General features: G+C 37.6%; 17 protein-coding genes. 10 read left to right on the top strand and 7 right to left on the bottom strand.

The genetic code is table 11. The features are described 5' to 3' along the window. Window positions 1-26: 26 nt before the first annotated feature. Both NDQ75_RS03460 and NDQ75_RS03455 read left to right on the top strand, forming a co-directional pair. Entirely contained in the window at window positions 27-1,850 is a 1,824-nt protein-coding gene (locus NDQ75_RS03460; RefSeq protein ID WP_202027984.1) for a cytochrome c oxidase subunit I, read from the top strand. 270 nt (window positions 1,851-2,120) lie between these two features. Next, window positions 2,121-2,933 carry a mechanosensitive ion channel family protein gene (locus NDQ75_RS03455; protein ID WP_202027983.1) on the top strand — a complete coding sequence of 271 codons (813 nt, stop codon included), beginning with the start codon at window positions 2,121-2,123 and terminating at the stop codon, window positions 2,931-2,933. A 126-nt stretch (window positions 2,934-3,059) separates the two neighbouring features. Here the strand turns inward: NDQ75_RS03455 and NDQ75_RS03450 are convergent, their stop codons facing one another. The 3 genes from NDQ75_RS03450 to NDQ75_RS03440 all read right to left on the bottom strand — a co-directional run bounded on the left by NDQ75_RS03450 (window position 3,060) and on the right by NDQ75_RS03440 (window position 5,643). Further along, window positions 3,060-3,833, bottom strand: a complete 774-nt coding sequence (locus NDQ75_RS03450; RefSeq protein ID WP_202027982.1) for a phytanoyl-CoA dioxygenase family protein — start codon at window positions 3,831-3,833, stop codon at window positions 3,060-3,062. 174 nt (window positions 3,834-4,007) lie between these two features. After that, window positions 4,008-4,283 (bottom strand): hypothetical protein, encoded by a 276-nt coding sequence (locus NDQ75_RS03445; protein ID WP_202027981.1) that lies wholly within the window; start codon window positions 4,281-4,283, stop codon window positions 4,008-4,010. Between the two features lie 115 nt (window positions 4,284-4,398). Continuing rightward, window positions 4,399-5,643 (bottom strand): 3-deoxy-D-manno-octulosonic acid transferase, encoded by a 1,245-nt coding sequence (locus tag NDQ75_RS03440; protein ID WP_202027980.1) that lies wholly within the window; start codon window positions 5,641-5,643, stop codon window positions 4,399-4,401. A 99-nt stretch (window positions 5,644-5,742) separates the two neighbouring features. On the opposite strand from NDQ75_RS03440, the gene NDQ75_RS03435 reads away from it, so the two are divergent. From NDQ75_RS03435 to NDQ75_RS03420, 4 genes are read left to right on the top strand one after another with little or no spacing between them, the layout of a single operon-like run. Further along, window positions 5,743-6,900, top strand: a complete 1,158-nt coding sequence (locus tag NDQ75_RS03435; protein WP_202027979.1) for a DegT/DnrJ/EryC1/StrS family aminotransferase — start codon at window positions 5,743-5,745, stop codon at window positions 6,898-6,900. 14 nt (window positions 6,901-6,914) lie between these two features. Further along, window positions 6,915-7,931 (top strand): UDP-glucose 4-epimerase GalE, encoded by a 1,017-nt coding sequence (gene galE / locus NDQ75_RS03430; protein ID WP_202027978.1) that lies wholly within the window; start codon window positions 6,915-6,917, stop codon window positions 7,929-7,931. Window positions 7,932-7,956: 25 nt separating this feature from the next. After that, entirely contained in the window at window positions 7,957-9,240 is a 1,284-nt protein-coding gene (locus NDQ75_RS03425) for a metal-dependent hydrolase family protein (RefSeq protein WP_202027977.1), read from the top strand. A 2-nt stretch (window positions 9,241-9,242) separates the two neighbouring features. Next, window positions 9,243-10,049, top strand: a complete 807-nt coding sequence (locus tag NDQ75_RS03420) for a tryptophan-rich sensory protein (protein ID WP_202027976.1) — start codon at window positions 9,243-9,245, stop codon at window positions 10,047-10,049. Here NDQ75_RS03420 and NDQ75_RS03415 read toward each other — a convergent pair. Both NDQ75_RS03415 and NDQ75_RS03410 read right to left on the bottom strand, forming a co-directional pair. After that, a complete protein-coding gene (locus tag NDQ75_RS03415) occupies window positions 10,046-11,395 on the bottom strand; it encodes a dihydrolipoyl dehydrogenase family protein (RefSeq protein WP_202027975.1) in 1,350 nt (449 codons plus the stop codon). The two genes, NDQ75_RS03420 and NDQ75_RS03415, sit on opposite strands and share 4 nt — an antisense overlap. A 1-nt stretch (window position 11,396) precedes the next feature. Then, window positions 11,397-12,179, bottom strand: a complete 783-nt coding sequence (locus tag NDQ75_RS03410; RefSeq protein WP_202027974.1) for an SDR family NAD(P)-dependent oxidoreductase — start codon at window positions 12,177-12,179, stop codon at window positions 11,397-11,399. Between the two features lie 191 nt (window positions 12,180-12,370). Between NDQ75_RS03410 and mfd the strand changes: the two genes are divergently transcribed. Both mfd and NDQ75_RS03400 read left to right on the top strand, forming a co-directional pair. Continuing rightward, window positions 12,371-15,754 carry a transcription-repair coupling factor gene (mfd, locus tag NDQ75_RS03405; RefSeq protein ID WP_202027973.1) on the top strand — a complete coding sequence of 1,128 codons (3,384 nt, stop codon included), beginning with the start codon at window positions 12,371-12,373 and terminating at the stop codon, window positions 15,752-15,754. A 22-nt stretch (window positions 15,755-15,776) separates the two neighbouring features. Beyond that, window positions 15,777-17,078, top strand: a complete 1,302-nt coding sequence (locus tag NDQ75_RS03400; RefSeq protein WP_202027972.1) for a TlpA family protein disulfide reductase — start codon at window positions 15,777-15,779, stop codon at window positions 17,076-17,078. Between the two features lie 64 nt (window positions 17,079-17,142). Here the strand turns inward: NDQ75_RS03400 and NDQ75_RS03395 are convergent, their stop codons facing one another. After that, on the bottom strand, window positions 17,143-17,802 hold the full coding sequence (locus NDQ75_RS03395) for an aspartate kinase (protein ID WP_202027971.1): 660 nt from the start codon (window positions 17,800-17,802) through the stop codon (window positions 17,143-17,145). A gap of 169 nt (window positions 17,803-17,971) precedes the next feature. After that, window positions 17,972-18,331 (bottom strand): YraN family protein, encoded by a 360-nt coding sequence (locus NDQ75_RS03390; RefSeq protein ID WP_202027970.1) that lies wholly within the window; start codon window positions 18,329-18,331, stop codon window positions 17,972-17,974. Window positions 18,332-18,535: 204 nt separating this feature from the next. On the opposite strand from NDQ75_RS03390, the gene NDQ75_RS03385 reads away from it, so the two are divergent. Both NDQ75_RS03385 and NDQ75_RS03380 read left to right on the top strand, forming a co-directional pair. Continuing rightward, window positions 18,536-19,990: a DUF1800 domain-containing protein gene (locus tag NDQ75_RS03385; protein WP_202027969.1), complete on the top strand. Its 1,455-nt coding sequence runs from the start codon at window positions 18,536-18,538 to the stop codon at window positions 19,988-19,990. A gap of 12 nt (window positions 19,991-20,002) precedes the next feature. Then, the gene (locus NDQ75_RS03380; protein WP_202027968.1) at window positions 20,003-21,691 is read left to right on the top strand and encodes a DUF1501 domain-containing protein; all 1,689 of its coding nucleotides are present in this window, start codon (window positions 20,003-20,005) and stop codon (window positions 21,689-21,691) included. Window positions 21,692-21,698 lie beyond the last annotated feature (7 nt).

Raw genomic sequence — 21,698 nt, 5'->3', positions numbered from 1 at the left:
TTAAAACATTAAAGTAAGAAAAGATTATGTCAGCACACGCATCAGATACGCACCTAGAAGATCACGCACATGATCATGGACATCATCATAAAGAAACATTTATAACTAAATATATCTTCAGCCAGGATCATAAAATGATCTCAAAACAATACCTTATCACCGGTTTGATAATGGGTGTTATCGGTATTGCTATGTCATTACTTTTCAGAATGCAGATAGCTTGGCCTGGTGAATCTTTTAAAACCTTTGAGGTTTTATTAGGGAAATGGGCACCAGACGGTGTTATGGATCCAAACATTTATTTGGCTTTGGTTACCATTCACGGTACAATAATGGTGTTCTTTGTTCTTACGCAAGGTTTGAGTGGTACATTTAGTAACCTTTTAATTCCGTTGCAAATTGGTGCTCGTGATATGGCTTCTGGATTTATGAACATGGTTTCTTACTGGTTATTTTTTGTTTCCAGTATCATCATGGTTATATCTTTATTTGTTGAAGCTGGTCCTGCAGCTGCCGGATGGACTATTTATCCGCCGTTAAGTGCATTGCCTCAAGCACAAGGAGGTTCTGGACTAGGAATGACACTTTGGTTGGTTTCTATGGCTATATTTATTGCTTCCTCTTTATTGGGGTCTTTAAATTACGTTGTTACTGTAATCAACCTTAGAACTAAGGGAATGTCTATGACTAGATTGCCACTTACTATTTGGGCTTTCTTTGTAACGGCTATTATTGGTATTGTTTCTTTCCCTGTACTTTTATCTGCAGCTTTGTTGTTGATTATGGATAGAAGTTTTGGTACTTCATTCTTCTTATCAGATATATTTATTCAAGGGGAGGTATTACATTATCAAGGTGGGTCGCCAGTATTGTTTGAGCACCTTTTCTGGTTCTTAGGCCACCCAGAGGTTTACATTGTATTGTTACCGGCATTGGGGATTACTTCAGAAATTATTGCTACCAACTCTAGAAAGCCAATTTTTGGATATAGAGCGATGGTTGCTTCTATATTAGCGATTGCATTTTTATCAACGATTGTGTGGGGTCACCACATGTTTGTATCTGGTATGAACCCTTTCTTGGGATCTGTATTTACATTTACAACCTTGTTGATTGCAATTCCTTCCGCAGTAAAAGCATTTAACTATATAACCACACTTTGGAAAGGAAACCTGCAGTTGAATCCAGCCATGTTGTTTTCTATTGGTTTGGTTTCTACTTTCATTACAGGGGGTTTAACAGGAATTATTTTAGGGGACAGTGCATTGGATATTAATGTACACGATACGTACTTCGTGGTAGCTCACTTCCACTTGGTAATGGGTATTTCTGCACTGTATGGTATGTTTGCCGGTATTTATCACTGGTATCCTAAAATGTTTGGAACAATGATGAACAAAAACCTTGGTTATATCCATTTCTGGATTACAGCTATATGTGCTTACGGGGTTTTCTTCCCGATGCACTTTGTGGGAATGGCAGGTGTTCCAAGACGTTATTATACGAACACTAACTTCCCGATGTTTGATGATTTAACAAACGTTCAAGTGGTGATGACAGTATTCGCATTAATCGCTGGTGCTGCTCAGTTGATATTTGCTTGGAACTTTGTTCACAGTATTTTCTACGGAAAGAAAGCACCTCAAAACCCATGGAATTCGAATACTATCGAATGGACAACTCCTGTGGAGCACATTCATGGAAACTGGCCTGGAGCTATTCCTGAAGTTCACAGATGGGCTTACGATTACAGTAAAACCAACGAGGATGGTGAATATGTGATTCCGGGACAGGATTTTGTTCCGCAAACCGTTCCTTTACAAGAAAATGAAGAAGAGTTGAATCACTAAGATTTTACTTTCAAAAATATTAGAAAGCCATTTGATAAGAATCAAATGGCTTTTTTTATAGAGTAAACCGTGGTACTTATATAATATCATTCTGTTTATGAAGTTTTTCTGCAGTTCATCATAAGCCTTTGCTTTTTATTTCTTCTACATACCGATGGATTACGAGGCTGGTTGATTTTGAAGCTATTTCGAATGTCGTAATTATTCATGATTAATACAGTTTATTTTCTCATAAATTGTTATTTTTACGGTTTAAATACACATTACATTATGGAAAATATTGAACCAGAAAAAATTATTTCATACGTAACTACTTACGGAATTCCAATTCTAAAAGCAATTTTAATCTTTGTAATTGGTTCTTGGGTTATCAAGAAAATCACCAAGACTCTTAAGAATTTAATGAGCAAAAAGAAGTATGATGAGTCATTGCAAAAATTCTTGGTAAGGCTGGTTTCCATGCTTCTGCAAGTCTTTTTGATTGTTACGGTTATTTCAACCTTAGGTGTAGAAACAACTAGCTTTGCAGCGATTATTGCCGCTGCTGGTCTTGCGGTAGGTATGGCTTTGCAGGGTTCATTAGGGAACTTTGCTGGCGGTGTTTTAATTATCATTTTTAAACCTTATGAGATTGGCCATTTGGTTGAGGCGCAAGGAGAACTAGGAGTGGTAAAAGAAATTGATATTTTCAATACTAAACTTATTACGCCACAAAATAAACTTGCTATAATCCCAAATGGGTCTATGGCTAATGGAAACATTGTAAATTACACAGTGGAAGGAAAAATAAGGGTAGATACTACCATTGGAGTAGGTTATGGCGAAGATATAAAGACTGCCAAAGAAGTACTTTTAGAGGTCCTAACTTCTAATCCGAAAGTTTTAAAAGCTCCGGCTCCTTCTGTGAATGTTTCAGAATTGGCGGACAGCTCCGTAAATTTCGCCGTAAGACCGTACAGTAAGCCAGAGGATTACTGGGATGTGTACTTTGAAACCATTGAAGGTTGCAAGTTAGCGCTCGATAAAGCAGGAATTGAAATTCCTTATCCTCATCAAGTTGAAATCCGTAGAAATGAAGCCTAAAAGCTAAATAGTAAGTTGTCTAAATTAAAAAACCCAGTCTGAAAGGCTGGGTTTCTTTATTACAATTCTTTCTTCGGTAAAAGCTAATGCTAAAGCATTATCTTAAGAACATTCGACTATTCCAGATTATTTACCGGCACTACTTCTAGTGCTAGCGTAGTTCCATCCGCTAAGGACCAATGCTTCATTTGGATGATCTACACCCTCTTCTATTCGGTCTGCACCTTCCAGGAGCTGCATTAAAACTGTTTTTCTGGTATTTTTGGATCGGTTTGGCATCGAGCCATGCAAGGTGAAGTAATGAAAAAATAAAACATCACCTGCTTTGGCCTCTAAAATTTTAGCCTTTTCAATCGGGTATTTTTCCAAGATTCCATGAATATCTTTTTCTTGACCGTTGGTGCCCTTCAATCTTCCAAGTTTGTGGCTGCCTTCGTACACACGTAGGCATCCCATTTCATCTGTGGCGTCAGAAACATGGACAATACCAGCAATCATAGTATCTTTTTCTGTAGGGAAATACGACCAGTCCTGATGCATAGGGAAGGGCGCACCGTTTGAAGCAGGTTTTTGAAATAATTTGTTATGATGCAATACAACATTCTCACCTAATATCGCTTTCGCATACTCGAGGAACTTAGGATGGAACATCGCTCTCATCCATTCGGAGGAATATTTATGCACGTTGTGAGTGTGTACAATGCGATCTTTACTGCTTTTAATGGTTTTTATAGCCTCTCCTTCCCAAGTGGCGTCGATTGCATCTGATGAGCGCTCTAATTGATGCACAATTTTGTCAAAGGAAGTTTCTAATGTCGCTATTTCATCTTTGGAAAAAACATTTTTTGCTAGATAATAACCTTTCTTATCAAACTCATTCTTAATAGCTTCAGCATTCATAAAATTTCGGTTTAGAGGAAATTAATTATATATAGTCATAATGACTATATAAATATACTGAAATTTTGTAGAATGATTAAATTTTCTTCAAAAAATAGTAGGAAACCACTAAAAACAAAAAACCCGATGCCTGGCATCGGGTTTTATTCCTATAAAGAAAAAATCCTTTAGGTATTAAGCTTTATCAGCAGCAGCGTCAACTTCCTCTTCTACTTCTTCAGCAGCCTCTTCAACACCTTCTTTAGTGTCTTCAGCAGCTTCTTCGATAGCATCACCAGTGTCTTCAGCAGCTTCTTCCATTGCAGCTCCAGTATCTTCAGCAGCTTCTTCTACATCTTCAGCAGCGCTTTCTACTGCATCTTCTGTTTTTTCTTTTGTAGTTTCTTTACAAGAAACAACTGTTAATCCCATTGCTAATACAAGAGCTAAACTTAAAATTACTTTTTTCATGGTTTTCTTTGTTTAATTATTTACTTAAATTTTGCAACACGAATGTAGTAATATATTTCATTCGTTAGCAAATAATTTTCGCACATTCTTGATAATTTTATAGATGCCGCAAAAATCATTTAAGTAATTTACGAATATAACTACCTATTTGGATCTTAGCACCCTTATTTTTATTTATATAAGTACTATTGATTGCACCAATTTTATTTAAATGGTCTTGATTATCAATAATATGACTTGCTCTTTCGAAAAAATCATTTTTATTTTTTATAGAAATAATTCCGCCTAATTTCACCAGTTTTTCTGCTTCAATAAAGCCCTCATAGTTTTTGCCAATGAGTACCGGAATTCCAAAAACGGCTGGTTCCAAAGTATTGTGAAGACCAGTGTTTCCCATTCCGCCTCCAACATACGCAATATCCGCATAACTATACACTTTGGTCAACAAACCAATGGTGTCTAAAATAAGTACTTCGTAATCACTTGTTGCTTTACCTTCTTTTTGTGAAAAAAGAATTGTTTTTTTGGTGATTTCCGTTTTTAACTTTTCAATTAATGCGGGCTTAATGTTGTGTGGGGCAATAATGTATTTTACTTTTCCTGAAGCATCTTCGTTTATATAGTCAATTAGAATTTTTTCATCTTCTGGCCATGTGCTACCAGCCACAAAGCATAATTTATCTTGTTTAAATTCTTCAACAAACTTCAAAGCATTATCACGCTCCAAAATTTCGGAAACCCTATCAAATCGTGTATCCCCACTAACAGTGACATTCGTAAAATTAATATTCTTCAGCAGTAATTTAGATGCTTCATCCTGAACGAAAAAATGATTGAAGGTCTGCAATGAATTCCTCATAAATCCACCATACCAATGGAAAAATGATTGTCGCTCCCTGAAAATTCCGGAAATAAGCAAGGTTGGCACGTTCTGTTTTTTCAGCTGAAAAAGATAATTTGGCCAAAACTCATATTTTACGAAAATAGCAAGCTCGGGCGATACAAATTTTAAAAAGCGTTTTGCATTTCGTTTAGTGTCCAGGGGAAGATAGCAAACAATATCAGCAACGGTAGTGTTTTTTTTCACTTCGTAACCGGAGGGCGAAAAAAAAGTGACCAAAATTTTATGATCCGAAAAATCTTTTTTCACTTCCTCAATTACAGGTAGCCCTTGCTCAAATTCGCCCAAAGAAGCTGTGTGAAACCAAATTACTTTGTCTTCTTTGCTAATCTGCCTATTTAATTTCTCAAAAACATCTTTCCGTCCGTTTACAAATAGCTTCAATTTATCATTGAAAATAGAAGTTATTTTCACAAAAAATGACGTTATATAAACCAGAATATTGTATAAAAAAAACACCTTACCTCTTTTGCGGCTAAAAATACGTTACTTTCTGTTAATAGATTAGGCATGGAAACTTAATTTTGTAATTTTGTTGTTACTTAAGACAGTATTTCCATGAGAAAAATACAAATGGTTGACCTGCAGGGTCAATATGAATTCATAAAAGAGAAAGTTAACAATTCCATTACTGAAGTTTTAGAGTCGGCCGCATTTATAAACGGACCGGAAGTACAGAATTTTCAAAAGGAATTGGAAGCATATTTAGATGTTAAACACGTAATCCCCTGCGCCAACGGCACCGACGCTTTGCAAATTGCCATGATGGGACTAGACCTTAAGCCGGGCGATGAAGTAATTACAGTAGATTTTACATTTGCAGCTACCGTAGAAGTAATAGCCCTATTGCAACTTACACCGGTTTTGGTAGATGTGGAACCAGATACTTTTAATATTGATATAGATGCGCTAAAAAAAGCGATTACTCCTAAAACTAAAGCCATAGTGCCGGTACACCTTTTTGGTCAGTGTCCAAATATGGAAGCCATTATGGAGATTGCAGATGAGCATAATTTATATGTTATTGAAGATAATGCTCAAGGAATTGGAGCCGATTACACCTTTAAAAACGGTAAAAAGCAAAAATCCGGAACCATCGGTCATGTTGGGGCGACTTCTTTTTTTCCATCTAAAAATTTAGGTTGTTATGGAGATGGAGGTGCTATTTTTACAAATGATGATAAATTGGCTCATACCCTTCGTGGTATAGTAAACCACGGAATGTACGAACGCTACCACCACGATGTTGTTGGTGTAAATTCGCGTTTGGATTCTATTCAAGCCGCTGTTTTACGTGCCAAATTACCACTTTTAGATAGTTACAACCAAAAAAGAAGGGAAGCGGCTATTAAGTATACTGCAGCTTTAAAAGATACCAATCATATTATTACTCCTTATTTGAATGCTCCTTGCGGAAAAGATGGGATTTGCGACACTTGTAACTGCCATGTTTTTCATCAATATACTTTACGTATTACCAACGGGAAAAGGGATGAGTTGGTGAAGTTTTTAAATGAAAATGGTATTCCATGTGGAGTTTATTACCCGATTCCACTGCATAAACAAAAAGCTTATCAAGACGAACGCTACAATGAAGCTGATTTCGAAGTTACCAATCGGCTGGTGAAGGAAGTGATTTCCTTACCAATGCATACCGAACTTGACGATGAACAAATAATTTTTATTACTAATAAAATCAAAGAATTCATAAACTAACCAAACAGACTTTCATGAAAATACTTGTAACCGGAGGACTCGGTTTTATAGGCTCGCACACGGTGGTAGAACTTCAAAACAAAGGCTTTGAAGTCGTGATAATAGACAACCTCTCCAACTCTTCTACGGATGTTCTTGAGGGTATTGCCGCTATCACTGGCAAAAAACCGTTGTTCGAAAAACTGGATTTGCGCGAAAAAGATGCGGTATCCCAATTCTTTAAAAAACATTCCGACCTTAAAGGTGTTATCCATTTTGCTGCTTCCAAGGCAGTTGGGGAAAGTGTGGAAAAGCCGTTGCTTTATTACGAAAACAATTTGAGCACGCTTATTTATTTGCTGAAAGAACTATCGGTAAAAGACGATACTTCTTTTATTTTTAGCTCTTCGTGTACGGTGTATGGGCAAGCAGATAACTTGCCAATAACGGAAGATGCGCCAGTTAAAAAAGCTGAATCTCCTTACGGAAACACTAAGCAAATCGGTGAAGAGATTATTCAAGACACGTGTAAAGTGCACAATAATATCAAAGCTATTTCTTTACGATATTTCAATCCTATCGGAGCACATGAAAGTGCGGAAATAGGTGAATTACCGTTAGGAGTTCCTCAAAACCTTGTACCTTTTATCACCCAAACCGGTGTTGGACTTCGGGAGCAACTTTCCGTTTTTGGTGACGATTATCCAACGGAAGATGGCACATGCATCCGTGATTATATTCATGTTGTGGATTTGGCAAAAGCTCATGTCGTTGCCTTGGAACGACTTATTGAAAATAAGAACAAACAAAATTACGAAGTATTTAATGTAGGCACGGGAACGGGAAGTTCTGTATTGGAAGTTATCAAGAGCTTCGAAAAAGTATCTGATAAAAAACTGAATTATAAAATAGTAGATCGCCGCCAAGGCGATGTCATCGCCGCTTATGCAGATACCACCAAAGCAAATAATGAGCTTGGCTGGAAAGCAAAATCTACATTGGATGAGGCAATGCAATCCGCTTGGAAATGGGAACAAAAAGTGCGATCTTAACGTGCGCAACATTAAAAATCACTTTATGAAGTTAACATCGTTCCTAGTTCTCTGTTTTTTATTCCTCAGTATTGGCAGCAATGCCCAAAATACATATCTCCATTGTGGCAAAGTTATCGATACCAAAAACGGTAAACTTTTAAAGGAAAAAACCATCGTGGTCTCAGGGAATAAAATAACGGATTTAAAAGATGGTTATCTTCAACCAAGCAACACAGATGATCAAATTATCGATCTAAAGGATAAAACAGTTTTGCCTGGGTTAATGGATTTTCATGTGCATATGGAATCTGAAACCAATCCCAACGCTTACTTACAGGAGTTTACCTTGAATGATGCAGATGTAGCATTTACCTCACAAGAAATTGCATTAAAAACCTTGATGGCAGGGTTTACAACGGTAAGAGATTTAGGGGGTAGTGGCGTAAACATAGCCTTAAGAAATGCTATTAACCAAGGGAAAGTTTATGGTCCACGTGTTTTTACTGCTGGGAAATCCTTAGCAACTACTGGTGGGCATGCAGACCCAACCAATGGTTACCGAAAAGATCTGCAAGGAGACCCAGGACCCAAGGAAGGCGTGGTTAATGGAGTCGATGAAGCGAAAAAAGCGGTGCGGCAACGTTATAAGAATGGAGCCGACCTTATTAAAATAACAGCCACGGGAGGTGTGCTGAGCGTCGCCAAAAACGGGCAAAATCCTCAATTTACTTTAGAAGAAATTAAAGCGATTTGCGAAACTGCTGCTGATTACGATTTCCATGTGGCTGCACATGCGCATGGAGACGAAGGTATGCAGCGTGCCATAAAGGGTGGTGTTAAAACCATTGAGCATGGTACTTTAATGAGCGATGAGACAATGGAACTTATGAAGGAACATGATGTGTATTTGGTTCCTACCATTACGGCAGGTAAATCGGTTTCTGAAAAAGCAAAAATAGATGGATATTACCCAGATGTTATTGTGCCGAAAGCGTTAAATATTGGTCCGAAAATTCAAAATACTTTTGGTAGAGCCTATAAAAAAGGGGTTCCTATAGCATTTGGAACTGATGCAGGAGTTTTTATCCACGGAGATAATGCTAAAGAATTTGGCTATATGGTAGAAGCTGGAATGCCAGCAATGGAAGCCATTCAATCGGCGACGATTACCAATGCAAAAATTGTTAAAAAAGAGAATGAATTAGGGCAAATTGCTCCTGGTTTTTTAGCAGATATTATTGCTGTGGAACAAAATCCGATAGACAATATTAAAACATTAGAGAATGTTGTTTTTGTTATGAAAGACGGTAAAATTTATAAGCAATAATTATGGCCACTTTAATAAAACGCTTAGCCATTTTAAATACATCCAGTGTAATTGCGGTCATTCTAGTTAATTACATTTCTCAGGCATTTCGCCTTAATGGAACTACAATCGGAGAAGTAAGCAGTCAATATGAAAACTTATTTACACCTGCGGGTTATGCGTTTTCAATTTGGGGAATAGTTTATTTAGGACTAATTGCCTTTGTGGCTTTTCAAATAAGAAGAGCATTTTTCAGTAAAAAAGCTTCGGAATTCATTCAAAAGATGGGTTATAATTTTGCTATTGCCAATATTGCCAATGCGCTTTGGGTGATTGCCTTTCATTACGACTTTATCCTTACTTCCGTATTTTTGATGCTCATAATTCTTTATTCTTTATTGAAAATAGTACTTTCCAATAATATGGAAAAGTGGGATGCTCCTATAGAAATTATTGCTTTTGTGTGGTGGCCAATTTGTATTTACTCTGGTTGGATTGCCGTTGCTACTATTGCCAACATTGCTGCATTTCTTACGAAAATCGGTTTTGATGGCGGCGGACTATCAGAAGTTTCTTGGACATTTTTAATGATAGTCATTGCTACAATTTTAAATATTCTGATGATTTTCAAAAGGAATATGAGAGAATTTGCCCTCGTTGGTGTTTGGGCATTGGTTGCCATTTATGTTAGACATCAAGAAACGCAAGAAAACATTGCTTTTGTAGCTCTGGGTGGTGCTGCAGTGATTGCTATATACGTTATGTTACACGGATTTAGAAACAGAGCTACTAGTCCGTTTGTTAAATTGAAACAGCGATTACGTTCCTAAACCATGCTTTGAATGTCACTCCCCCAACTTGGATAGGTTAAAACCATGCCCTTCAAATCAGTTGCTGTCATTCCGTTGTAAATTGCCATTGCGAATAAATTAATGACTTCTGCAGCTTGTGGGCCAACTAGATGAGCGCCTAAGATTTTTCCGGTATTTTTTTCTACGATGGTTTTATAGGCGTAAAATTCGGTATGAATTCGTTTAGCATTGAACCAATAGGGTACAGTGGCTGTCTTTATCTCAACCTCTTTTTTTAGTTTTTTACTCTCTTCTTCTGTAATTCCTACGGAAGCCACATTAGGCAGGGTAAACACCACCGAAGGAGTAACCTCCAAGGTTGCTTTTGTAGTATTCCCTTTAATAATATTTTCGGCAACCACCTTTGCTTCCTTAGTAGAAAAAGGTGTTAGGGGTAATGCATGAGCGGAGACATCGCCACATGCATAAACATTTTGGTTTGTAGTATTCTGAAGAAATGCATCTACTTCAATTCCTTTTTCATTGAATGAAACTTCACCTTTCTCCAAATTCAAATCTTCAATGGATGGAACCCTGCCAGAGGTATTGAAAACCATTTCTGCCTTCACCTCTTTTTCCTTCTTATCTTTCGTGTAGCTGAGTCGAAAATTCTTTTGCAGTTTTTCTACGGAAGTAACTTCAGCATCAAAAATGAATTTAATTCCGATTGCTTCTGAAGCTTTTACCAATATTTCCACCATGTCTTTATCAAATTTGGACAGCGGAGCTTCCAAACGGTCCACAACGGTTACGTCCACCCCAAAACGAGCTGCCATGTGCGCAAGCTCCATTCCAACATAACCTGCACCAACAAAAATCATGGATTTTGGAAGCGATTCCAAAGACAGAAAGTTATCGCTTGTGAGTAAATTACTCGCTCCAGTAATTTCCAATTTTCGAGGATGTTGACCGGTAGCGATTACAATTTTTTTAGCTTCTACTTTCTTACCTTCAACCAGTAGGGTATTTTTATCTAAAAACTCTGGCGATTGATGGTACATTTTTATACCTGCCTCTTCCAAATTTTCTTCTGTTCTCCTTGGGACTTTGGCCGTGAATTTCTTTTTAAATTCCATCACTTGCTTCCAATCGGTTTTTGGAAGTTCGCTAATTCCCTTCCCTTCCAAGTCGGTCGCCTTTTGAACAATTTCCGTAGCCGCTAAAATCACCTTTTTTGGATCACAGCCTCTATTTGCACAGGTCCCGCCAAATTCACGATTATCGGCAACAGCCACCTTTAACCCTTCTTTTGCACAGGCATATGCCACTCTTTGGCCTGCAACGCCACTTCCTACTACAAAAACGTCAAATGTATCTATCTTCATATCAAAAAGCTGTTTTCACTATCCCGCCATCAACTTTCAAGGCTGCTCCGTTGGTTGCAGAAGAAAGCGGACTTGCCACATAGGCTACCATATTGGCAACTTCTTGTGGCTCCGCAAAACGTTGCAACAACGAAGTGGGTCTTGCCTCATTAAAAAATTCTTTTTCCACACTTTCCCTTTCGCCTTCTTTTACATTGGCAAATTCTCTAACCCCTTCAGAAAGTGTCGGTCCGGGTAAAACAGAATTCACAGTAACATTGGTGCCTTTGGTGGTTTCTGAAATTCCTCTGGAAATAGCTAATTGAGCAGTTTTCGTCATTCCGTAATGCACCATTTCCTCAGGGATGTTAATTCCGCTTTCACTAGAAATAAATATAATTCTGCCCCAATCTTGTCTTTTCATGGCTGGTAGAAAGGCGCGCGATAAACGAACACCACTCATTACATTTATATTGTAAAATCGTTGCCAATCTGCATCTGAAATTTCCTCAAAAGGCTTGGGTTCAAAAATTCCGACGTTATTGATTAAAATATCTACACTTCCAATGCTATTAATGAGGGATTTTATCTCTTCAGGGCTTGAAAAATCGCAAGGAATCCCAGTAATTTTTGCGCCTTTCACTTCATCTTTAATTTTTTTCAATGCTTTATCGATGGATTCTTGACTTCGGCCATTTATTACAACTTCCGCCCCTTCATCAGCAAGAGTCTTCGCAATGGCAAAGCCAATCCCTTTGGTTGATCCCGATATAAATGCTTTCTTTCCTTTCAATTGTAAATCCATAACTTTTATTTTTTTATTTGAATGCTATCTTTTCTTGAATAATTTAGACGTCAAAAAGCAACTGAACTACTTTCAACACTTGTTAAATTATTCATTCAAAACCAGATATAAAAGCTTCTGACCTGTTTTAAGTTTAATTTAGCTTTTATAATACCCCTTCAATCTGTTATCTTTGCCGAAAATACGTTTAAGTGAGTAACAAGATAGCGTCGTCTGGCGGCTTACATCAGGTTATAACTGCCTATAAAGAATCCCTTCAGCAGCAGGAATTAGGGAGTTCTATTGCCAAATCCCAAAGTAAAACACATTTAAAAGGTCTCGTTGGTTCGTCTTTATCCATCGTAATTGCCAATGCATTTGAGGAAGCGGAAAAACCTTTTTTATTTATTCTGAATGATAAAGAGGAAGCTGCTTACCATCTAAACGACTTGGAGCAATTAGTGGGCGAAAAAGATGTTCTTTTCTACCCGGGAAGCTACCGAAGGCCTTATCAAATCGAGGAAACCGATAATGCCAATGTGCTTTTGCGCGCAGAAGTGCTTAATAGGATTAATTCCCGAAAACGACCCGCAATAATCGTTACGTATCCTGAAGCACTATTTGAAAAAGTGGTTACAAAAAAGGAGCTCGAACGTAGCACCCTTAAAATAAATCTAAACGATAAACTTTCTATCGATTTCATCAATGAAACGCTATTTGAATACAAGTTTAAACGAGTAGATTTTGTTACAGAGCCGGGGGAGTTTTCTGTAAGAGGTGGTATTGTAGATGTTTTTTCTTTTTCCAACGATGAACCTTACCGAATAGAGTTTTTCGGGGATGAAGTCGATAGCATCCGAACTTTTGATGTTGAAACACAACTTTCTACGGAAAAGCTTAAAAAAATCAATATTATCCCCAATGTTGAAAATAAATTGCTGGAAGAGGATCGTGAAAGTTTTCTGAAATACATCTCATCAAAAACAGTTGTGTTTTTGAAGAATACTGAACTGTTGTTTTCCAGATTAGACGGGTTATTCACTAAGGCGGAAGAAGCATTTAAAAATCTTTCCGAAGACATCAAACACGCCCCGCCAGCAGAACTATTTTGCACGGGCAATCTTCTAAAAAATCAACTGGAAAGCTATACTTCTTTAACGCTGAATCATCCGAAGCAAACGGATGGCAATTACGAAACTATTGAATTTAATACATCGCCTCAACCTTCTTTCAATAAACAATTCGATTTATTAATTGAAGACCTAAATACGAATCATTCCAAAGGATTTAAAAACTACATCTTCTGTGTAAGTGAACAACAGGCGAAACGTTTTCACGATATTTTCGAAGATGTGGATAAAGATGTGCATTACCAAACGGTGGTGTTTTCGTTCCATCAAGGGTTTGTGGACCAAGAAAATAAGTTGGTTTGTTATACTGACCATCAAATTTTTGAGCGTTACCATAAATTTCAACTGAAGAATGGCTACTCAAAAAAACAAGCCATTACACTTAAGGAACTCACCAATCTGGAAATTGGCGATTATGTAACTCATATTGACCACGGGATTGGAACGTTTGGGGGCTTACAGAAAATTCAAGTAGAAGGCAAATTACAGGAGGCTATAAAATTGATTTACGGAGAACGTGATATTTTATATGTAAGCATTCACTCCCTTCATAAAATTACCAAATACAACGGGAAAGACGGCAAAACTCCTAAAATATATAAGCTAGGCTCCAACGCTTGGAAGAATCTTAAGAAGAAAACCAAGACGAAAGTAAAGGAAATAGCTTTTAACTTGATAAAGCTGTATGCCAAGCGAAAAACGGAAAAAGGATTTCAATACGGTCCCGATAGCTACTTGCAAAATGAGTTGGAGGCTTCTTTTTTGTACGAAGACACACCAGATCAAAGTAAAGCGACCGAAGATGTTAAAAACGACATGGAGAGCGAACAGCCCATGGATAGGCTTGTGTGCGGGGATGTCGGCTTCGGAAAAACCGAAGTGGCCATTCGGGCGGCTTTTAAAGCAGTAGACAACGGGAAACAGGTTGCTGTGTTGGTGCCAACTACTATTTTAGCGTTTCAGCACCATAAAACGTTTACGGAACGTCTTGCCGATATGCCAGTCACCATAGAGTACCTTAACCGATTTAGAACTGCCAAAGAAAAACGAGAAACTCTGGAACGTCTTGCGGACGGAAAAGTAGATATCATCATTGGGACGCATCAATTGGTGAACAAAAATGTAAAATTTAAAGATCTCGGACTTTTAATTGTTGATGAAGAACAAAAGTTTGGGGTGGCTGTAAAAGATAAGCTGAAAACGATTAAAGAGAATGTAGACGTGCTTACGCTTACGGCAACGCCTATTCCAAGGACATTGCAGTTTAGTTTAATGGCGGCTAGGGATTTGTCGGTTATTACCACGCCTCCTCCTAACAGGTATCCTATTGAAAGCAATGTTATTCAACTGAATGAAGAAGTGATTCGTGATGCAGTATCCTATGAAATTCAGCGTGGCGGACAGGTGTTTTTTATTCACAATAGAATAGAAAATATTAAAGAAGTTGCTGGAATGGTTCAACGATTGGTGCCGGATGCCAAGATTGGAATTGGTCATGGACAAATGGATGGAAAGAAACTTGAACAACTTATGTTGAGTTTTATGCGTGGCGATTTTGATGTGTTGGTGGCAACCTCTATTATAGAAAGTGGTTTGGATGTTCCTAATGCGAATACTATTTTCATTAACAACGCTAATAATTTCGGACTGTCGGATTTGCACCAAATGCGCGGACGTGTGGGACGAAGCAACAAGAAAGCCTTTTGTTATTTTATTACGCCACCTTATTCTGTTATGACGGAAGATGCCCGTAAGCGAATTCAAGCGCTCGAACAGTTTACCGAATTGGGAAGCGGTTTCAATATTGCCATGAAAGACCTTGAAATACGAGGTGCTGGAGATATTTTAGGAGGTGAGCAAAGCGGATTCATGAATGAAATTGGGTTTGATACCTACCAAAAAATACTGCAGGAAGCTATTGAGGAGCTTAAAGAAAATGAATTTGCTGATTTATATGATGCTCCAAAAGAAGAGGATAAGGTGTATGTAAAAGACACCCAGCTGGACACCGATTTTCAATTGCTTTTCCCGGATGATTATATAAATGCCATTACCGAACGTTTAAACCTTTATAATGAATTAAGCAACGTAAAAACGGAAGAAGAATTACTAGCCTACGAACAACGACTTGTTGACCGTTTTGGAGAACTTCCCGAAGAGGCTACCGATTTGTTGAACAGTGTTCGTATAAAATGGTTGGCCACACAAATGGGACTGGAACGTATAATCTTAAAACAAGGAAAAATGGTGGGTTACTTTATATCAGACCAGCAAAGCTCCTTTTACCAAAGCGAACGGTTTAGAAACGTTCTGCAATACATTCAAACCCACCCTAAAATCGGAAAAATAAAAGAAAAACAAACCCGTAATGGACTCCGGTTACTCATTACCTTCGAAAATATCAAGTCCGTTGAGAAAGCTTTAAAAACTTTGCAGCCTTTTGCTACGACCGTTTATGCGGAATAAATGTCAAAATAATGCCCACAGAATGAAAAAAATACTCTTACTTGTTATAGTCTTTCCTTTTTTCGCTTTAGCGCAAAACCATATTTCTGGAACCCTATCGCCAAAAGGAAAGTTTAAGCAAGCATTTTTATATCAGGTTACTCCGAAATATCCTGCTTACATTTCCTACAAGAATGTGAGCGATGAAGGTAGAGTTGAAATCCCATTAGAAGAAAACCTTTCATCAGGAATGTATCGATTGGTGTTTGGTATTCCGCAAGACGAATATTATTTCGATTTCATTTACAACGGGAGTGAAGATATTACTTTTGAGTACAAAATGGGGGAGGGAGTGACTTTTCTAACTTCCGAAGAAAATATTATGCTTCAGGAGTATAATCAACGCGCCGATGAGGCGAAAGCTATGCTTCAGGAAGTATTTAAGCCTGATGTTTCCAAAGAAACTTTCTTTACGGTTTTTAAAGCCATTGAAGCGGTTCAGGACACCTATGAGAAGCAAAGTGAAGGTTTAATTGCTCATCAATTTATAAAAACGGGACGTATTCCCATGCCGGAAAAACAACTTTCCGCAAAGGAATATTTAGCATTGGAGAAGCATAATTTTTTTAATCATATTGACTTTAGCAATTCGGTGTTGCAACATTCTGATTATTTAATTAATGCTGCAACAATTTATGTATATCGATTTGCTGATAAAAATGACAATAATGCTTACAAACAAAACATAGATTTTATTGCTACTGAAATTGGAGAGAATGCAGTTCTAAAGAAAACTATTTTTGAATCTTTATGGGAAGATTTTTCTTCGGAAGAAAACACCGAAGTGGCCAATTACATTGCAGATAGCTATTTGCTGAAACTGGCGGAAGCTTACGGCGACCAAAAGTTGATAGCTAAGATAAATTCTTTTCAGAAAACGGGTATGGGGGCTAAAGCACCCAATTTTAATTTAGGGAATGGCAAATCTCTCCACGAATTATCAGACGCCAATCATTATCTACTGATTTTTTGGAGTAGCACCTGTTCGCATTGTTTAAAGGAAATTCCAGAGGTAAAACTCTTTTTGGAAAAGCAAAATATGGATGCTTCGAAACTTCAAGTGGTCGCTTTTGGTTTAGAAGACGATGCCAATCCTTGGAAAGATAACATAAAGGAATACCCGGAATTTATACATGTTTTCGGTTCTGGAAAATGGGACAATCAAACCGCCGTTGAGTATAGTATTGTTGCGACACCCACCTACTTTTTACTGAATGGCGACAAAAAAATCATTGCCAAACCAGAAACGTTAGAAGCATTGAAAAACGAAATTGAGAAGTTGTAATTTTTACGATGAAGTATGAAAAAACAATCGTCAACTCATAATTTGTAACTCAAAACGCACAACTTTAAAGTCCTTTCAAATCTTTTATCACTTTAAAAGCGATGTCAATCTGGTCTTCATTTACAATAATGGTGAATTCATTGGTGGTGGAAATCACTTCGTGTAAAATGATGCCTTCCCAAGCCAAACGTTGAAAAATGAAATAGTAGATACCGGGAATAATTACGTTTTCCTCTGGCAGTTTTACACTAATAGAAGAAAGCTTATCAATTTTTTGGGTTAGTTTTTCATCTTTAAAAAGCGACTCTACCACTTCGTTCATGGAATCACTCACCACGATATTGGTTTCGTTTACGCCACGTGAAGAAGTATAAAACACATCTTTGTTGTCATTAATTTCCTGTAATAAACGTGCTTGTTTATTTAAAATAGTATCTGAAATTAAAAAGGTATAATCGCTTAAAGACGAGCGCACGGTAATTTCCCCGATGTTTTTTAGGACTTTTAAAATTCGATGCGTCGCCCTAAATTCAAGTTCAGAAGAAAGGCGTTTTAAGGCCATAACTATTGCCCCATTTCTAACCTCTTTCCCTAATTGTTCTTCAATTTCTGGTTTGATGTTTCTTGATAAAGAAGTAAGGTTGATGATTCCTTGAGCCAAGGCGCTTTGCAAAAATGGCTTAGACTTAATGTAATTCTCTACGATTGATGATATTGTTTTCATTTATTTGGTTTGGTTTAAGGAGTGGTAAAATTAAGTCAACTTTTCTTTAAAAACAAAAAATAAAACGAAATGTTTTATTTATAACATTTTAAAGCGCTGAAAATTAATTAAATATAGTTTTTAACGTAAATAAACGCAATCGCTTTCGTAAAATGAGATGGGTGAAAAATCAGAAGAAATAAAAGGCATCTTCTATATGTTTTATGTCATATTGTTCCTTATCCTTAAAAACTGCTACAATATCAAATCGTGTTTCTTCATCAATAGCACGGTCTACCAAGTAAAAATCCATAGCCTTCACCATAAGTTTGATTTTCTTCTTGTTCACAAAGCTTTGCGGATCTCCATAGAAAAGGGAACTTCTCGCTTTTACTTCTACTGCGATTATAGTTTGATTAAATCGAGCAATAATATCAACTTCGGCTTTTTGGTAAGTAAAGTTGGTTTCTAATATCTCATAACCTTTGCTCACTAAAAGTTCAAGAGCCAATTTTTCTGCTTTTTTGCCAAACTCATTATGTGTAGCCAAATCTCAACAATTTATAGAAAATTATTCTTGAATATAGTGCTTTTTCAGCTATAAATAATTAGTTAACAACAAAGTATTTATTTCTTAAGAAAAAATGTTTACTTTTAGATGCCCTAAATTATTACTTAGAACGTCATCTTTTTTAGATTGCCCACCGTATATCTTTTAAAGCTGACCCATGTTCTATTAAAACCTAACAAAAGAATGCTAGCAAAAACCAACTGTAACGTAGCTTCGTTAGCTCCTCTTGGTCAACCCTTAGAGGACAAGCACATTTTACATTTATTCAGAAGAGCCGGTTTTGGAACTTCATTTGATACCATCCAATCGCATGTAGGTAAGACTGCTGAGCAATTGGCGACGGAAATTATTGATGAAGCCATTAATATGCCGCTAACGGCAGAACCCGAATGGGCGGCCTGGGATAATACCTTTTATCCTGCTGATGGAGATGAAAGCCGAGCAATAAAAAGAACCCAAATTAATGAATGGAAGGAAGCTTACGTAAACGATTTACGTGTAAACAACCTTAGAGATCGTTTGAGTTTCTTTTGGCACAACCATTTTGTTACAGAACTTAGGGAATACGATTGCCCTTCTTATTTACACGAATATATTACCCTTTTACAAACACATTCCGTAGGAAACTTTAGAACATTTGTATACGATATTGGTATTAATAATGCGATGTTGAAATATCTAAATGGTGACAAAAGTGGTAAGGGAAATCCTAATGAAAATTACGCCCGGGAGCTTTATGAGCTTTTCACTTTGGGTGAAGGAATTGGATATACAGAAGAAGATATTAAGGAAACTGCAAGAGCGCTAACAGGATATGTAAAGCGTGATGAAGGTTGTGGTCCCATACTTTTTAATCCGAATGCTTTCGATACAAAAACAAAAACAATTTTTGGTCTGACGGGTGCTTGGGGCTACGATGATGTAATTGCAATATTATTTGAACAACGGCCTCAGGAAATCGCCAATTTTGTCTGCGGAAAGCTTTACGAGTTTTTTGTAAATCCTATGCAAATTCCTGCTATAACCCAGCAATTGGCCGATACTTTTATCGCTAATGATTTTGAATTGGCGCCGGTGCTCGCACAACTATTTTCTAGTGAACATTTTTATGATGATGAGGCGCGAGGTGTAATTATTAAAAGCCATTTTGATGTGTTTTTTAATTTCTGCAATGAAACCGGTTTCCAAACCACTACCGACATGGTGATGGATGGAGAAAACATTTGTAGGATGATTGGTCAGGAAATGTTTAACCCAGTGGACGTTGCGGGTTGGCAGCGCGATAGGGATTGGATTGGACCTAGCACCTTAATTGGAAGGTGGAAAATGTTGGAGTTTTACATTGATGAAACTTTTGGTATGGATGAAGATCAATTCGCAAACCTAGCCTTGGATATAGCGGGCGGACCTGCAAATATAGATCCAGAAGATATTACCAGAAAAATTGTAGATTGGTTTTTACCATTTGGTTTTCATACTCCAGATGACTACAACATTGCTATCGATATTTTTAAAAACAGGGTTCCGCAAAATTATTTCGACGATGGGTCATGGAATTTACTTTCCCCATCCGTGCCGGGACAAGTTTTTGACCTTTTGCAACACCTCATCAAACAACCTGAATTTCAACTTAAATAACCTACGAGAACCATGTGCAATCATAACTATACACCCTTCAACAATAAAGAGAAACACGACGAGGAACACGAAAAATGGTCACGCCGCTCTTTTCTTCAAGCCTTGGGACTTGCAGGTTCTGGCTCCATGCTCTTGGGCGGGAATATTCTATCGGCTTCCGCGCCGTCTCCGTTAACATCGGCATTGAATGCTTCAGAAAACGACAACATTTTAATTCTTATTAGGCTTACTGGCGGTAACGATGGACTTAACACCATTATTCCAGCCTACGATTTTGATACGTATGCCAATTTCAGGCCTAAAATACATATTCCTTTCAACAACCTAACCCGATTGAACGATGCTTTCTATATGCCGAAATATATGGAAAACCTAGAAAAGTTATGGGGCGACGGTGGTATGAAAGTGGTTCATGGTGTGGGCTATGAAAATCATAACTTATCCCACTTTAGTTCTTCGGATATTTTTGCTTCTACGGATGTGAATAATCAAACCCGAACTGGCTGGATGGGGCGTTATTTTGATAACCACGGAGATTTTTCAAATTATTTACTGAATCCGCCTTCTGATCCGGCTGCAATTCAGGTTGGGAATATTGGAAACCTTATTTTTCAAGGAGACGATGTAAATTATGCGTTTACCATTAACAATGTAACCGAATTGGAACGTATTGCTGAAGAAGGTGTGGTACACAGCTTGTTGGACTTAATGCCTGATTGTACCTATGAGGAACAATTGTACTTTTTAAGAGGAGCTGCCAATACCACATACGAATATGCAGGGGTTATTTCTGAAAAATTTAAAGCTGCTTCCAATAGCGTAGAATTCCCAAATGGTTCTTTAGGAAGACAATTAGCTACCGTTTCTAGATTGATAAAAGGTGGTTTGGGAACGAAAATTTATATGGTAAGTCTTGGAGGTTTTGATACGCATTCCGCTCAGCCAGAAAGGCATCAACGCTTGATGACAGAAGTTGCTGATGCGGTAGATGCATTTTATCAAGATCTTGAAGCTGGCGGCCATCATAAAAGAGTATTAAGTATGACTTTTTCTGAATTTGGAAGAAGAGTTTACGAAAATGGTTCTTTTGGTACCGACCACGGAACGTCAGCACCAATGCTGCTTTTTGGTCCTGGAATTGAAGGCCAAGGATTTATTGGTGAACATCCTGATTTAAATGATTTAATTCGTGGAGGAAACCTTAAAAATTCAGTTGACTTTAGGGATGTGTATGCTTCCGTTATGTCCGAATGGCTTTGTATTGATAATAATTTGGTAAGCGCTGCACTAAACGGGCAAACAGCCTCTTTACTCGGACTCGGATTAACATGTTCTTCCGTAGATAATACGGTTATAGAAGGTCAAGGTCCCATAGTAGACGGCAGCGATCCAATGCCAGACATTATTGAGCCGGATATGCCAGAATTTGAAAATGCGACTACTTTTGAGCATTTTCCATCGTATGGGGAGGATAAAAATGTATACGTAAACTATACGGTTCCTACAGCGGCCCATTTGGTAATAAAACTGTACAACATTCTCGGTCAAGATTTAGGGACTATTGTAAACGAAATGTCTTTTGAAGGTCAGCATAAGGTGAATATCACCGAAGCCGCCAAGAAAACATTCAACCGCGGGCATTACATTTACAGCATCTCCTACAACGGTAAAAGCTATAGTAAATCCATTGTTTTAAGTTAAAATTGCT

Source organism: Galbibacter mesophilus, assembly GCF_023721415.1.
Classification (GTDB): Bacteria; Bacteroidota; Bacteroidia; order Flavobacteriales; family Flavobacteriaceae; genus Galbibacter; species Galbibacter mesophilus.
Note: the sequence above shows the minus strand (reverse complement) of the source record. Positions and strands in the feature narration are given on the sequence as shown.

Excerpts from the sequence above, each read along its gene's own strand:
- NDQ75_RS03435 (WP_202027979.1), top strand. The coding sequence starts at position 5,743 with ATGAGAAAAATACAAATGGTTGACCTGCAGGGTCAATATGAATTCATA.
- NDQ75_RS03425 (WP_202027977.1), top strand. The coding sequence starts at position 7,957 with ATGAAGTTAACATCGTTCCTAGTTCTCTGTTTTTTATTCCTCAGTATT.
- NDQ75_RS03460 (WP_202027984.1), top strand. The coding sequence starts at position 27 with ATGTCAGCACACGCATCAGATACGCACCTAGAAGATCACGCACATGAT.
- NDQ75_RS03395 (WP_202027971.1), bottom strand. The coding sequence starts at position 17,802 with ATGAAAACAATATCATCAATCGTAGAGAATTACATTAAGTCTAAGCCA.
- NDQ75_RS03415 (WP_202027975.1), bottom strand. The coding sequence starts at position 11,395 with ATGAAGATAGATACATTTGACGTTTTTGTAGTAGGAAGTGGCGTTGCA.
- NDQ75_RS03380 (WP_202027968.1), top strand. The coding sequence starts at position 20,003 with ATGTGCAATCATAACTATACACCCTTCAACAATAAAGAGAAACACGAC.
- NDQ75_RS03400 (WP_202027972.1), top strand. The coding sequence starts at position 15,777 with ATGAAAAAAATACTCTTACTTGTTATAGTCTTTCCTTTTTTCGCTTTA.
- NDQ75_RS03385 (WP_202027969.1), top strand. The coding sequence starts at position 18,536 with ATGCTAGCAAAAACCAACTGTAACGTAGCTTCGTTAGCTCCTCTTGGT.
- NDQ75_RS03450 (WP_202027982.1), bottom strand. The coding sequence starts at position 3,833 with ATGAATGCTGAAGCTATTAAGAATGAGTTTGATAAGAAAGGTTATTAT.
- galE (WP_202027978.1), top strand. The coding sequence starts at position 6,915 with ATGAAAATACTTGTAACCGGAGGACTCGGTTTTATAGGCTCGCACACG.
- NDQ75_RS03410 (WP_202027974.1), bottom strand. The coding sequence starts at position 12,179 with ATGGATTTACAATTGAAAGGAAAGAAAGCATTTATATCGGGATCAACC.
- NDQ75_RS03445 (WP_202027981.1), bottom strand. The coding sequence starts at position 4,283 with ATGAAAAAAGTAATTTTAAGTTTAGCTCTTGTATTAGCAATGGGATTA.
- NDQ75_RS03420 (WP_202027976.1), top strand. The coding sequence starts at position 9,243 with ATGGCCACTTTAATAAAACGCTTAGCCATTTTAAATACATCCAGTGTA.
- NDQ75_RS03455 (WP_202027983.1), top strand. The coding sequence starts at position 2,121 with ATGGAAAATATTGAACCAGAAAAAATTATTTCATACGTAACTACTTAC.